The sequence below is a fragment of the Pseudomonas sp. LBUM1652 genome (assembly GCF_059716105.1).
The window spans coordinates 4,074,264-4,087,422 of record NZ_CP166804.1 but is presented as its reverse complement, the minus strand read 5'-3'; the positions used below and the strand labels follow the sequence as shown (position 1 = coordinate 4,087,422).

Below are 13,159 nucleotides of genomic sequence, written 5' to 3'. Positions count from 1 at the left end.
GGGGAAAGATCTCAGGCACAAAAAAGCCCGCCCAGGTTCACAACTCGGCGGGCTTTTCATTGCGGCGATGATTACGCGGTACGTTGAGCTTTCTCTTCCTCACCCAAACAAGCCGCTGCGGTAAACAGCACATCAGTAGACGAGTTCAGTGCAGTCTCTGCCGAATCCTGCAGTACACCAATGATGAAACCGACCGCCACCACCTGCATGGCGATCTCGCTTGGAATGCCGAAGAGGCTGCACGCCAGCGGAATCAGCAACAACGAACCGCCGGCCACACCCGAAGCACCGCAGGCGCAGATCGCCGCCACGACGCTGAGCAGGATGGCGGTCGGAATGTCCACGGCAATGCCCAAGGTATGTACGGCCGCGAGGGTCAGCACGGTGATGGTGATCGCCGCGCCCGCCATGTTGATGGTCGCACCCAGCGGGATCGACACCGAATACGTGTCTTCATGCAGGCCCAGACGTTTGCTCAACTCCAGATTGACCGGAATGTTCGCCGCCGAACTGCGGGTGAAGAACGCGGTGATACCGCTTTCACGCAGGCACTTGAGAGTCAGCGGGTACGGGTTGCGACGCAACTTCCAGAACACGATCAACGGGTTCATCACCAGTGCTACGAAGAGCATGCAGCCCAAAAGCACAGCGAGCAGGTGTGCGTAACCGATCAGCGCGCCGAAACCTGAGGTGGCGAGAGTCGAAGCCACCAGACCGAAAATACCCAGCGGCGCAAAACGGATCACCACCCGCACGATCACGGTGACGCCGTTGGACAGATCGCCGAGCACTTCGCGCGTCGTATCACCGGCATGGCGAATCGCGACGCCCATGCCGATCGCCCACGCCAGAATGCCGATGAAGTTGGCGTTCATCAGCGCACTCACCGGGTTGTCGACCACGCTCAACAGCAGGCTTTGCAGCACTTCGGCGATACCGCCCGGTGCGCTCACCGCAATGTTGTCGGTGGACAGCACCAGGTGCGACGGAAACGTCATGCTGGCAACCACCGCGACCACCGCCGCAGCGAACGTGCCCAGCAGATACAGAAGCAGAATCGGCCGAATGTGGGTTTCCTGGCCGTGCTTGTGGTTGGCAATCGAGGCCATCACCAGCACAAATACCAGGATCGGCGCCACGGCTTTCAGCGCCGAAACGAACACCTTGCCGATAAAGGCGCTGGCTTTCGCCGCGTCCGGGGCGAACATCGCCAGGGCGATGCCGGCGATCAAGCCGATCAGGATCTGCGTGACCAGGCTCAGGTTCTTGAGGCGGTGCAATAGCGAAGGGGAAGAAGCGGTCATAACGGCATCTCTGATTTTTTATAGGGTGCAAGGCTGCGTGAACGCGGTGACAAAATCGGGGGCAGGCCACCGTCACGAGCCGAAAGGGCTGACGCTGTATCAACGCCAATAAACTTGGTGTTGAACAGGCTGTACGTTTTTCAGGGCGCGGACTTTATCACAGCGTAGGCTTTGTCCTTCAGGCCTGTGACGATCTGCCACTCGATTGATCGGCAAGTCGGCAGCTTTGTGCAAGTCAGGCTGGAAACACTCTGTTAAGATTCTCCATCCTCATTTTCAAGTTCTGCCAGCGGGCCCTCCGGTCATCGCTGGTGTCGTCGTTTTGTTGGAGTTCCCCATGCTGTTGCCCATCCTTCTGTTGTCTGCCGCCGGATTCACGGTACTGACCACGGAATTCGTCATCGTCGGCCTGCTGCCGGCGATTGCCCGCGACCTTGCGGTCACCATCCCGCAGGCCGGGCTGCTGGTCACGCTGTTCGCCTTTACTGTGGCGATGTTCGGCCCATTCCTGACCGCGTATTTCGCCCGCTTCGAGCGCCGCAAGCTGTTCATCAGCATTTTGATCATGTTCGGCCTGGCCAATACCGTTGCCGCACTGGCGCCGAACATCTGGGTGATGGCGATTGCCCGTTTGATCCCGGCGCTGGGTCTTCCAGTGTTCTGGGCACTGGCCAGCGAGACGGCCGTGGACATCGTCGGCCCGGACTTCGCCGGCCGTGCCATCGCCAAGATCGGCTTCGGTATCGTCTGCGCCACGGTGTTCGGCATTCCTGTCGGCACGCTGATTTCCGATGCATTGGGCTGGCGCAGCGCGTTCGGCATCCTCGCGGTGATCGCGTTTGCCAAGGCGCTGTTGCTGTTTGTTTATTTGCCAAAAACCAATCTGCACCAGCATCAGGTCAGCTTCCGCTCGCAGTTCAAGATCCTGCGCAGCCCGTTGATGATCGGCCACATCGTGCTGTCGATCCTGGTGTTCAGCGGCATGTTTACCGTTTACACCTATCTGGCGGACATCCTTGAGCGCCTGGCGGGTTTCAACGGCACGGTGGTTGGCTGGTGCCTGATGGGCTTTGGCGCGGTCGGTCTGATCGGCAACTCGTTGGGCGGCCGTGCGGTGGATCGGCATCCGCTGGGGGCGTCGGTATTGTTCTGTGCGTTCATGATTGCCGGCATGGTGTCGCTGGTGCCGAACATTCATTCGCCGCTGGGGCTGACGGTGGCGATGGGCATCTGGGGCGTGACCCAGGCGGCGTTGTTCCTGGTCAGCCACGTGCGCCTGATGAAAGCCGCGCCAGAAGCGCCGGCCTTCGCCGCCTCGTTGAATATTGCCGGGGCCAATCTGGGGATTGGCCTGGGCGCCATGGTCGGTGGTCGGGTGATCGACAGCGCGGGTCTGGGCTTTCTCGGATTCGCCGCTGCAGGGTTTATTCTGCTGTCGGTATTCCTCGCCATGGTGTTGATGACGCTCAAGCCGCGCGAAATGTGCACAGACGCCTCATAAGGTAGTAAACAACTCGCGTCGGGCACCTTCGGTAATCGCAACGATGCCGGGGTGCTTGACCTTGCGCTCCACCGAAATGGCGTAGAACGACTCGGTCACCGCGTCCGTCTGGCCAATCAACTGAACGCCGTACTGGCGCTTCACCTCATCGGCAATCACGCTCGGGCCGATAAAAATCCCGCTGCCGGATTGGCCGAATGCCTGCATCAAGGCACTGTCATCGAACTCGCCGACGATCTGCGGCTGGATCTGCTGCTCGGCGAACCAGCGCTGCAAACGACTGCGCACCACGGTTTCCGCCCCGGGAATCAACAGCGGTGCACCGTGCAGGCTGCGCGGAAAGTCCTGCCCGTAGCGCGCCGCCAGTTCGGCGGTGGCGAAAAAACTGATCCCGCATTCGCCGAGTTTCTGACTGTAGCCCTTGATGTCGAGGTGCGATGGCATCGGGCTGTCGGAGATCACCAGATCCAGCCGCTGGATGGCCAGGTCTGCCAGCAATCGTTCGAGTTTGTCTTCGCGGCAGGTGATGCGCAGTGGCTCGTTCAACTCCATTGTCGGTGCGATCAGGCGATAGACGATGGATTTCGGCACCACATCGGCGACGCCGACGCGGAACAGGATCTGCTGTTCATTGGGCTGGGCGCGCAGCATCAGTTCCAGTTCGCCGCCGAGCTGAAACATCTGTTCGGCGTAGGGCAGGGCCTGACGCCCGGCTTCGGTGAGTTCCAGTTGCCGGCCAACCCGTTTGAACAACTCGATGCCGTAAGTCTGTTCGAGCAGGGAAATCTGCCCGCTGATGGTCTGCGGGGTCAGGTTCAGTTGTTCGCAGGCGCGCACGATGCTGCCGGTTTTGGCTACAACCCAGAAGTAGTGCAGCTGTCGGTAATTGAGCATGGTGTTCTTCAGTTCGTAAAAACCGAAGTATAGCCGCTAAAAATACGAATTTTCCTGAAGTGTTTGCCTCCCTAGAATGCCCAGCCATCGACGGCCGGTCTGCGACCCTGTCTGTTCATTCGAAGGAAACCTCATGAAATACACATTCCCTGTCCTGATGTTTACGTCTTTACTGGTTCTGGCCGGTTGCGATCAGGCCGAGAAAAGCGCCCAGCAGTTGATGGGCAAGGCGGCTGAAAGCGCCAAGCAAGCTATCGACGATACCCATAAAGCCGCCGAACAGGCGCTCAGTGATGCCACTGGCGGGTTGATCGAGAAAAAAGAATCAACGGAAAAAGATGCGGAACAATCCGAATCGTCCTCCAAAACCATCTAAACCGTATTACACAGAGTTAGGACTGAACCATGGAATATCTGTTGGAACTCGCCGCCAGCCCCACCGCTTGGGTTGCTTTGGCCACACTGGTGGTGATGGAAATCGTGCTCGGCATCGATAACCTGATCTTTATCTCGATCCTGACCAACAAACTGCCTGAGCAGCATCGGCAGAAAGCTCGTCGCATCGGTATTGGCATGGCGTTGATTCTGCGCCTGGCGCTGTTGAGCACCATCGCCTTCATCGTGCAGTTGACTGAGCCAGTCATCGAAATCCTCGGCCAGGCCTTCTCCTGGAAGGACATGATCCTGATCGCCGGTGGTCTGTTCCTGGTCTGGAAAGCGACGACCGAGATTCACCACAGCATGGACCCGTCGCCGGAAGACCCGAAATCGGCCACCTCGACAGTGACCTTGGGCTTTGCCGCCGCCATTGGCCAGATCCTGCTGCTCGACATGGTGTTCTCGATCGACAGCATCATTACTGCGGTCGGTATGACCGAACACTTGCCGATCATGATCATCGCGGTGGTGGTGTCGGTACTGGTGATGTTGCTTGCGGCTGATCCGCTGGCCAAGTTCATCAACGACAATCCGACTGTCGTGATGCTGGCCCTGGGCTTCCTGATCATGATCGGCATGACGCTGATCGCCGAAGGCTTCGGTGCCCACGTACCGAAAGGTTATGTGTATGCAGCGATGGCGTTCTCGGCGGGGATTGAAGTGCTGAACATGTTGTCGCGCCGGGCCCGGCAGAAGAAGTTGGCTGTGCAAGCGTAAACGCTGACAAGCCAAAAGGCCGCCTGAACTCCCGGAGTTCAGGCGGCCTTTTTGTTGGTGGCTTTTAGAGGCGGTCAGTGCGCAGTTACGTGACGTACACGATGCTTCACGGCTTTTTCAGCGGGTGCGGACTGAACAGGGTGGTGATGACGCCGCGCAATCCGCAACACGCCCCACAACATGGCGGCGGCAACAGCCAGCCAACCGGCAATCAACATTACGATAGTCATGGTCAGGCTCATCAGTGCCTCCTCTTCGCCCTGCATCGGGCACACGCTTTTTCAATTCGTTCTGTTTCAGTGACAGTCTAGTCAACCAGGTGTTTCAGGCTATTGACCAAAGGTCGGTGGTGACCAATCAGTTCGCTCTATGCAATCGATGTCTCTACGGTTTAAGGCTATACCGCAGCCTTGCACCACCCTATGATCGTGAACCTTGCCGGAACACGATGACCGGCGTCTGAACAGAGAGTGACAATGGTGCAGGTATTTTCTCGAATTCGTGCAGCGCTGTTGTCGGTTGGCTGCGCGGCCCTTTTGGTCGGGTGTGCAGGCAATGTTGCGCCCGAGGTCAAGCGATTGCCGGAGCGGGTCGAGCTGAGCGGCACGTTCTATCGCGGCGAAGCCAATCAGTCCGGGCCGCAAGTGTTGGCCAGCCTGCTGTCGCAGCAGGGCATCGTGATTACCCCGGGTTTGCTGGAAAAACCGCTGCACCTGCCCGGCGGCGAGGACAAGTTGCAGCAAAATATCCAGAACCTGGCTCGGGAATACGGCATGGTCGTGTATCCGTTGGACAAGAGCTTGCCAGCGTTGCTGACTCAGGTCGCGGCGGGTTATCCAGTGATGGTGCGCTTCAGCGAGGGCTCGGCGTTCTGGGCTGAACCGCGCTACGCGATTCTCTCCGGCTACGATCGTAATAAACAGAACGTGCTGTTGCGTGCGGGCATGAACCGTCGCGAATTGATGAGTTTCAGTGCTTTTGAATCGGCATTCGAAAAGTCCGGCGGCTGGGCCATATTGATCCAGAAGCCTTCGCAGATTCCGGCATCGGTTGATCGTCAGCGCTGGCTCAAGGCTGCCGATGAGCTATCCCGGGCGGGTCAGGAGCCGGAAGCGGCGCAGGCGCGCAAGGCGCTGGCTGCGCACTGAGTTCCGTTCGTCATCTGCCGGGCACGACTGCACCCGGCAGGCCTCTCACGGTTATAGCCCGTAATTCGCGGGCAAATCAGGAGGCGACATGACAGATTCTCCATCCCCTCAAGGCCCGCATTCTTCCGAGCATTCCTCAGGTGATGATCTGGGATTTGATCCGGATTCGCCGGATGTCGCCGATCCGCAAGTCGACCCGATCGGTCCCGCCAAGGCGCCGAAAGATGTGAAGCCAGGCGAGGACGACCAAAAACCGGCCAAACCCTATGATCCGTTAGCCGATCTGAAACCTTGATGCGAGGTGCGTATGAGTACCGATTCAAGCTTCGATGACCAAAAGCCGGACAGCGTGCCGACTACGCCTGAAGAGGGCGTGGATCCGGTGCTGGATCCGGACAGTCCATTGCGCGATCCAATGGCCCGGCCGTTGGTGGCGCCAGGGCTTGCGCCAGATCCGAGTAAGGGCGATGGCATTCCCGACGATGACCAAATGCCATTGCCTAATGATTGATTCGCAGAAAGCAAAAAGCCCCGATCACTCGGGGCTTTTTTTGTGCTGCTATTTACTTTGAGGCTTCAACTACGCCGCTCTGGCGCGACTTCAGGTTTTTCTCGGCCTTGTACTGTTGAGCCACCGCTGGAACGGCGGCGCTCTTGCCGGTCTCGACCCAACTGCGGATACGGCTGGCATCGGCAAAGTGCGTGTATTTACCGAATGCATCAAGAATCACCAGGGCAACCTGACGGTTGCCCATGCTCGTTACCAGCACCAGGCAATGCCCGGCCTGATTGGTGAAGCCGGTCTTGGTGATCTTGATGTCCCAATTGTCCTTGTTCACCAGATGGTCGGTGTTACGGAAACCCAAGGTGTAGTTGGGTTTGCGAAACGCCACGGTTTTTTCCTTGGTAGTGCTCAGTTGGGTGAGCAGCGGTTGTTTGTGCGCGGCTACCAGCAACTTGCTCAAGTCGCGGGCGGTAGACACGTTGCGCGGTGACAGGCCGGTGGGCTCGACAAAATGAGTGCTGGTCATGCCCAGCGCTTTCGCCTTGGCATTCATTGCCGCGATAAACGCTGCGTAGCCACCCGGATAGTGATGCGCGAGGCTGGCGGCCGCGCGGTTTTCCGAGGACATCAGTGCGATCAGCAGCATCTCGCGACGCGGCAGTTCACTCTTCAGTTTGACTCGGGAGAACACGCCCTTCATTTCCGGCGTTTGACTGATATCGACATCGATCCATTCGTCCATGTTCTGTCGCGCTTCAACCACGACCAGGCCAGTCATCAGTTTGCTGACGGAAGCGATCGGCACGATCACGTCAGGGTTACTGGAGTAGATGACTTTATTGGTCTGCATATCCATTAGCAGGGCGCTGCCGGAGGCGATCTTCAGTTGCGAAGCGTCACGAGGGGCAGCGGTGGTTTCCGCAGCGTTGATCGTTGGCGTGATGAATGTGCCTGTAAATGCAAAAAACAGGCTCAGTATCGAAAGACGAATTTTCACGCGGGCGAACTCATAAAGGTTGGATATTCCGTTAGTTTGTAACGGGTTATTTCTTCAAAGCGTCGCATTCTAGAAGTATGGCTGAAGATCTGTCGATGGTTGTTTGAACGAGCTGAAAATCTCGTGAAAAGGCCTGTAAAAAGAGGGGTTTCCGGCGAACGGTAAGTGTTTTTTCTCAGGCATGAAAAACCCCGCGCAAGGCGGGGTTCTTGTACTGCCGTAAATACCGATCAGACGTGCAGGGTTTCTGCTGCGTAAAGGGTGTTTTCCAGCAGGCAGGCACGGGTCATCGGGCCGACGCCGCCCGGTACCGGAGTGATCCAGCCGGCGCGGGGCAGGGCGGTTTCGTACACGACGTCACCGACCAGTTTGCCGTCTTCCTGACGGTTGATGCCGACGTCGATCACGATCGCGCCTTCCTTGATCCACTCGCCCTTGACCAGTCCCGGCTTGCCGGCGGCCACGACCACCAGGTCGGCACGACCGACATGGCCAGCCAGATCCTTGGTGAAGCGGTGGGTCACAGTCACGGTGCAGCCGGCCAGCAACAGCTCCATCGCCATTGGGCGACCGACGATGTTGGAAGCGCCGACGACCACTGCATCCATGCCATAAAGATCAGCGCCCGTGCTTTCCAGCAAGGTCATGATGCCTTTTGGGGTGCACGGACGCAGCAGTGGAATCCGCTGGGCCAGACGGCCGACGTTATAAGGATGGAAACCGTCAACGTCTTTGTCCGGGCGGATGCGTTCCAGCAGCTTGGAGGCGTCCAGGTGCTCGGGCAATGGCAGTTGAAGCAGGATACCGTCGATTGCCGGATCGTCATTGAGACGATCGATCAGATCGGTCAGCGCCTGCTGAGTGGTTTCAGAGGGCAGGTCGTAGGCTTGAGAGAGGAAGCCGACCTCTTCACAGTCTTTACGCTTGTGCGAGACATAAACCTGAGAGGCAGGATCGCTGCCGACCAGGATCACCGCGAGGCCGGGAGTGCGCAGGCCTTGCTGGCGACGCTCGGCAACTCGTTGGGCGATCTGCTGGCGCAGGCTGGCGGCGATCGATTTGCCGTCGATTAGTTGTGCAGTCATTGCGCGTGATTAACCATCGAGAGGGGAAAAAATGAGAACGCATTCTCGCATGTCGTGCGGTGAGGGCAAAGGCGCTTGGTCAGCAAATTCCCCTAACTCCTTTAATTAAATGAATTTTTTTCAAAAAGGATTTGACGACCTTGGGAGCGCTCTATACTATTCGTCGCACTTGTCGGGCACAGCCTAGCACTGGTTAAGAAGGTGAAGCGGAATCAAGGTTCTGCGACGCTGGAAAGCACTTAGTTTGTAGTCCTTTAAGAGTACAGATTAATAAGGCGCCCGTAGCTCAGCTGGATAGAGCATCCGCCTTCTAAGCGGATGGTCGCAGGTTCGAGTCCTGCCGGGTGCGCCATTAGGCAGCTTTGGCACAAGTAGCGCGATATGGTGGGCGTAGCTCAGTTGGTAGAGCACGGGATTGTGACTCCCGTTGTCGTGGGTTCGATCCCCATCGTCCACCCCATATTTCGAAAGGCGCCAGATTTAACGGTCTGGCGCCTTTGCTTTAAAAGCTTCATCCGCGGATGTGGTGGAATTGGTAGACACACTGGATTTAGGTTCCAGCGCCGCGAGGCGTAAGAGTTCGAGTCTCTTCATCCGCACCAATTAAAGCTTCATTCATGTCTTCGGGCTGGTGAGGTTCAACAAAGAAGTTGTTTGGCTTTTTTGTTACGCAATATGGTGGGCGTAGCTCAGTTGGTAGAGCACGGGATTGTGACTCCCGTTGTCGTGGGTTCGATCCCCATCGTCCACCCCATATTTCGAAAGGCGCCAGATTTAACAGTCTGGCGCCTTTTTTGTTTTACGGATTCGAATTTTCGGCGACCGCCGGCTCGGGTCGCAGGAAAGGTGATGCAGCGGCGCTTCTATATATAGAAGAGGTCGGCGCAGAGCCTTGGCGAGATTAGCTGTATTTGCGAACAGGGCGGGTTATAACCGTTTGTCCCCGCCTTCAAATTGCCTGCTGTTTTTTTACCCGTTTTCAGTAGGGTGACTTCTTGAGTTTGACCCACTAGAATGCATGCCCTTGATTCTGGGGTCGGAAACGGCCGGCTAACGTCTGTGCAACGAGGAATATCCATGCAAGTTTCTGTTGAAAATACTACTGCTCTCGAGCGCCGCATGAGCGTCACCGTGCCGGCAGAGCGCATCGAGACTCAGGTCAACAAGCGTCTGCAGCAGACTGCCCAAAAGGCCAAGATTGCTGGCTTCCGTCCAGGCAAAGTGCCAATGAGCGAAATCAAGCGCCGTTTCGGTGCTGATGCTCGTCAGGAAGCTGTTGGTGATGTCATCCAGTCCTCCTTCTACGAAGCTGTGGTTGAGCAGAAGCTGAACCCGGCGGGTTCGCCTTCGATCGAGCCTAAGTCGCTGGAAGCTGGCAAGGATCTGGAATACGTTGCCGTATTCGAAGTGTTCCCTGAGTTCACCGTTGCCGGCTTCGACGGCATCACCGTTGAGCGCCTGAGCGCTGAAGTGGCTGACGCTGACCTGGACAAAATGCTGGACATCCTGCGCAAGCAGAACACCCGTTTCGAAGTGGCCGATCGCGCTGCCCAGAACGAAGACCAGTTGAACATCGATTTCGTTGGCAAGGTTGACGGCGAAGTATTCGCTGGCGGTTCCGCCAAGGGTACTCAGCTGGTTCTGGGTTCCGGCCGCATGATCCCAGGCTTCGAAGAAGGCCTGGTTGGCGCTAAAGCTGGCGAAGAGCGCGTTCTGAACCTGACCTTCCCTGAGGACTATCAGAACCTGGACCTGGCTGGCAAAACCGCCGAGTTCACCGTGACTGTAAACACCGTTTCCGAGCCAAAACTGCCGGAGCTGAACGAAGAGTTCTTCGCTCAATTCGGCATCAAGGAAAGCGGCATCGACGGTTTCCGCACCGAAGTTCGCAAGAACATGGAGCGTGAACTGCGTCAGGCGATCAAATCCAAGGTCAAGAATCAGGTAATGGACGGTCTGCTGGCCACCAACCCGATCGAAGTGCCTAAGGCTCTGCTGTCCAACGAAGTTGACCGTCTGCGCGTGCAGGCTGTTCAGCAGTTCGGTGGCAACATCAAGCCTGACCAACTGCCGGCCGAGCTGTTCGAAGAGCAAGCCAAGCGCCGCGTAGTGCTGGGTCTGATCGTGGCTGAAGTGGTCAAGCAGTTCGACCTCAAGCCGGACGAAGCCCGCGTTCGTGAAATGATTCAGGAAATGGCTTCCGCTTACCAAGAGCCTGAGCAGGTTGTGTCCTGGTACTACAAGAACGACCAGCAACTGAACGAAGTTCGTTCGGTTGTGCTGGAAGAACAAGTTGTGGATACTGTTCTGCAGAAAGCTAGCGTGACCGACAAATCGGTCTCTTACGAAGAAGCGGTCAAGCCGGTAGAAGCTCCACAAGCCGACTGATTGTTTTTGCGTTAAGAAGTGCTCACATAAGCCAGCTCTCGAGCTGGCTTATGCGTATTCAAGACATAACTATTTGGGAGTGACTGCAGAGCATGTTCCGTAATTCGTATATTCAGCAGAACTCTGATATCCAGGCCGCAGGCGGCCTGGTTCCGATGGTTGTCGAGCAATCTGCTCGTGGCGAACGCGCCTATGACATCTACTCGCGCCTGCTCAAGGAGCGAGTGATCTTTCTGGTTGGTCCGGTAGAGGACTACATGGCCAACCTGATCTGCGCGCAACTGCTGTTCCTTGAAGCGGAAAACCCGGACAAGGACATCCATCTCTATATCAACTCCCCGGGCGGTTCGGTGACAGCGGGCATGTCGATCTACGACACCATGCAGTTCATCAAACCCAACGTATCGACCACCTGCATCGGCCAGGCCTGCAGCATGGGCGCTTTCCTGCTGACCGCAGGTGCTCCAGGCAAGCGTTTCTGCCTGCCGAACTCGCGTGTGATGATTCACCAGCCACTGGGCGGGTTCCAGGGCCAGGCGTCGGATATCGAAATCCATGCCAAGGAAATCCTCTTCATTCGCGAGCGCCTGAACACGCTGATGGCCAAGCACAGCGGTCGCACTCTGGAAGAAATCGAGCGCGATACCAACCGCGATAACTTCATGAGTGCAGAAGCTGCGAAGGAATATGGCTTGATCGACGAAGTCATCAACCAGCGCCCAGCTTAAAATAAGCAGCTCAAAATAGGCTTGGTCGGCGCGTCTGATCAGCGGCGGGCTTGAAAAAGCCCGCAATAGCCTTCATCTTGTGTTGCAAGCCTATCGGATTTGGATCGAACGAATGACTGACACCCGCAACGGCGAGGACAACGGCAAGCTGCTCTATTGCTCCTTCTGTGGCAAAAGCCAGCATGAAGTGCGCAAATTGATTGCCGGCCCCTCGGTCTTTATCTGCGACGAGTGCGTCGACCTGTGCAATGACATCATCCGCGAGGAGGTGCAGGAAGCCCAGGCCGAAAGCAGCGCGCATAAATTGCCTTCGCCTAAAGAAATCAGCGGCATCCTTGACCAATACGTAATTGGTCAGGAGCGTGCGAAAAAGGTTTTGGCCGTAGCGGTGTACAACCACTACAAGCGCCTTAACCAGCGTGACAAAAAGGCTGACGACGTCGAACTCGGCAAGAGCAACATCCTGCTGATCGGCCCGACAGGCTCCGGTAAAACCCTGCTGGCCGAAACACTGGCCCGCCTGCTGAACGTTCCGTTCACCATCGCCGACGCAACCACCCTCACCGAGGCCGGTTACGTGGGTGAAGATGTCGAGAACATCATTCAGAAACTGCTGCAGAAGTGCGATTACGACGTAGAGAAAGCCCAGATGGGTATTGTCTACATCGACGAAATCGACAAGATTTCCCGCAAGTCCGACAACCCGTCGATCACCCGCGATGTATCCGGTGAAGGCGTGCAGCAGGCCTTGCTCAAGTTGATCGAAGGCACGGTCGCTTCCGTACCGCCGCAAGGTGGCCGTAAGCATCCGCAGCAGGAATTCCTGCAGGTCGACACCCGTAACATCCTGTTCATCTGCGGTGGTGCGTTCTCGGGTCTCGAGAAGGTCATCCAGAACCGTTCCACCAAGGGTGGCATCGGTTTCAACGCAGAAGTACGTAGCAAGGAAGAGGGCAAGAAAGTCGGTGAATCCCTGCGTGAAGTCGAGCCTGACGATCTGGTCAAGTTCGGTCTGATCCCGGAGTTCGTCGGTCGTCTGCCGGTCCTCGCGACGCTGGACGAGCTGGATGAGGCTGCGCTGATGCAGATTCTCACCGAGCCGAAAAATGCTCTGACCAAACAGTATGCGAAGCTGTTCGAGATGGAAGGCGTGGATCTGGAATTCCGTTCCGACGCGCTGAAATCGGTCGCTAAACGTGCCCTGGAACGTAAAACCGGTGCCCGTGGTCTGCGCTCGATTCTCGAAGGTGTACTGCTCGACACGATGTATGAAATCCCCTCGCAGTCCGAGGTGAGCAAAGTCGTGATCGATGAAAGTGTGATCGAAGGCAAGTCCAAGCCACTGTATATCTACGAGAACAGTGAGCCGACAGCCAAGGCAGCGCCGGACGCTTAAGCGTCCACTCTGCCGGAATAAAGAAGGGGCCTTCGGGCCTCTTTTTTTTTATGTCGTT

The 13,159-nt window shown here is 57.0% G+C and carries 14 protein-coding genes and 4 tRNA genes; 13 read left to right on the top strand and 5 right to left on the bottom strand.

The genetic code is table 11. The features are described 5' to 3' along the window. Positions 1–71 precede the first annotated feature (71 nt). Complete coding sequence (sstT, locus tag ACA069_RS18335; protein WP_497614765.1) at positions 72–1,304, bottom strand: serine/threonine transporter SstT; 1,233 nt, start codon at positions 1,302–1,304, stop codon at positions 72–74. 337 nt (positions 1,305–1,641) lie between these two features. Between sstT and ACA069_RS18330 the strand changes: the two genes are divergently transcribed. Next, entirely contained in the window at positions 1,642–2,805 is a 1,164-nt protein-coding gene (locus tag ACA069_RS18330; protein WP_187677658.1) for an MFS transporter, read from the top strand. Here the strand turns inward: ACA069_RS18330 and nhaR are convergent. Next, the gene (nhaR, locus tag ACA069_RS18325) at positions 2,800–3,699 is read right to left on the bottom strand and encodes a transcriptional activator NhaR (protein WP_401272096.1); all 900 of its coding nucleotides are present in this window, start codon (positions 3,697–3,699) and stop codon (positions 2,800–2,802) included. The two genes, ACA069_RS18330 and nhaR, sit on opposite strands and share 6 nt — an antisense overlap. A gap of 133 nt (positions 3,700–3,832) precedes the next feature. Here nhaR and ACA069_RS18320 point away from each other — a divergent pair, with 133 nt between their 5' ends. Together ACA069_RS18320 and ACA069_RS18315 are read left to right on the top strand one after the other, a co-directional pair. Continuing rightward, entirely contained in the window at positions 3,833–4,075 is a 243-nt protein-coding gene (locus ACA069_RS18320) for a hypothetical protein (RefSeq protein ID WP_187677660.1), read from the top strand. Positions 4,076–4,104: 29 nt separating this feature from the next. Next, complete coding sequence (locus ACA069_RS18315; protein ID WP_187677661.1) at positions 4,105–4,854, top strand: TerC family protein; 750 nt, start codon at positions 4,105–4,107, stop codon at positions 4,852–4,854. 74 nt (positions 4,855–4,928) lie between these two features. Here the strand turns inward: ACA069_RS18315 and ACA069_RS18310 are convergent, their stop codons facing one another. Next, entirely contained in the window at positions 4,929–5,120 is a 192-nt protein-coding gene (locus ACA069_RS18310) for a hypothetical protein (protein WP_489880310.1), read from the bottom strand. Between the two features lie 210 nt (positions 5,121–5,330). Between ACA069_RS18310 and ACA069_RS18305 the strand changes: the two genes are divergently transcribed. The 3 genes from ACA069_RS18305 (at position 5,331) to ACA069_RS18295 (ending at position 6,513) form a co-directional block, all read left to right on the top strand. Beyond that, complete coding sequence (locus ACA069_RS18305; RefSeq protein WP_401272094.1) at positions 5,331–6,002, top strand: C39 family peptidase; 672 nt, start codon at positions 5,331–5,333, stop codon at positions 6,000–6,002. A gap of 88 nt (positions 6,003–6,090) precedes the next feature. Further along, a complete protein-coding gene (locus ACA069_RS18300; protein WP_305438703.1) occupies positions 6,091–6,297 on the top strand; it encodes a DUF6021 family protein in 207 nt (68 codons plus the stop codon). A gap of 12 nt (positions 6,298–6,309) precedes the next feature. Then, positions 6,310–6,513: a hypothetical protein gene (locus ACA069_RS18295; protein WP_305438702.1), complete on the top strand. Its 204-nt coding sequence runs from the start codon at positions 6,310–6,312 to the stop codon at positions 6,511–6,513. 52 nt (positions 6,514–6,565) lie between these two features. On the opposite strand, the gene pbpG is transcribed toward ACA069_RS18295, so the two are convergent. Next, positions 6,566–7,504 (bottom strand): D-alanyl-D-alanine endopeptidase, encoded by a 939-nt coding sequence (gene pbpG, locus ACA069_RS18290; RefSeq protein WP_187680487.1) that lies wholly within the window; start codon positions 7,502–7,504, stop codon positions 6,566–6,568. Positions 7,505–7,734: 230 nt separating this feature from the next. Further along, on the bottom strand, positions 7,735–8,589 hold the full coding sequence (folD, locus tag ACA069_RS18285) for a bifunctional methylenetetrahydrofolate dehydrogenase/methenyltetrahydrofolate cyclohydrolase FolD (protein ID WP_401272093.1): 855 nt from the start codon (positions 8,587–8,589) through the stop codon (positions 7,735–7,737). 275 nt (positions 8,590–8,864) lie between these two features. Between folD and ACA069_RS18280 the strand changes: the two genes are divergently transcribed. From ACA069_RS18280 to clpX, 7 genes are all read left to right on the top strand, one after another. Further along, positions 8,865–8,941: transfer RNA gene (locus ACA069_RS18280), tRNA-Arg, on the top strand. A gap of 32 nt (positions 8,942–8,973) precedes the next feature. After that, positions 8,974–9,049, top strand: a tRNA-His gene (locus tag ACA069_RS18275). A 57-nt stretch (positions 9,050–9,106) separates the two neighbouring features. Beyond that, positions 9,107–9,191: transfer RNA gene (locus ACA069_RS18270), tRNA-Leu, on the top strand. Positions 9,192–9,267: 76 nt separating this feature from the next. After that, positions 9,268–9,343, top strand: a tRNA-His gene (locus tag ACA069_RS18265). A 323-nt stretch (positions 9,344–9,666) separates the two neighbouring features. Then, positions 9,667–10,977, top strand: coding sequence for a trigger factor (tig, locus tag ACA069_RS18260; protein WP_187680485.1), 1,311 nt, complete (start codon positions 9,667–9,669; stop codon positions 10,975–10,977). A gap of 92 nt (positions 10,978–11,069) precedes the next feature. Further along, on the top strand, positions 11,070–11,705 hold the full coding sequence (clpP, locus tag ACA069_RS18255) for an ATP-dependent Clp endopeptidase proteolytic subunit ClpP (RefSeq protein ID WP_007951559.1): 636 nt from the start codon (positions 11,070–11,072) through the stop codon (positions 11,703–11,705). Positions 11,706–11,817: 112 nt separating this feature from the next. Beyond that, a complete protein-coding gene (clpX, locus tag ACA069_RS18250; protein ID WP_016775335.1) occupies positions 11,818–13,101 on the top strand; it encodes an ATP-dependent Clp protease ATP-binding subunit ClpX in 1,284 nt (427 codons plus the stop codon). Positions 13,102–13,159 lie beyond the last annotated feature (58 nt).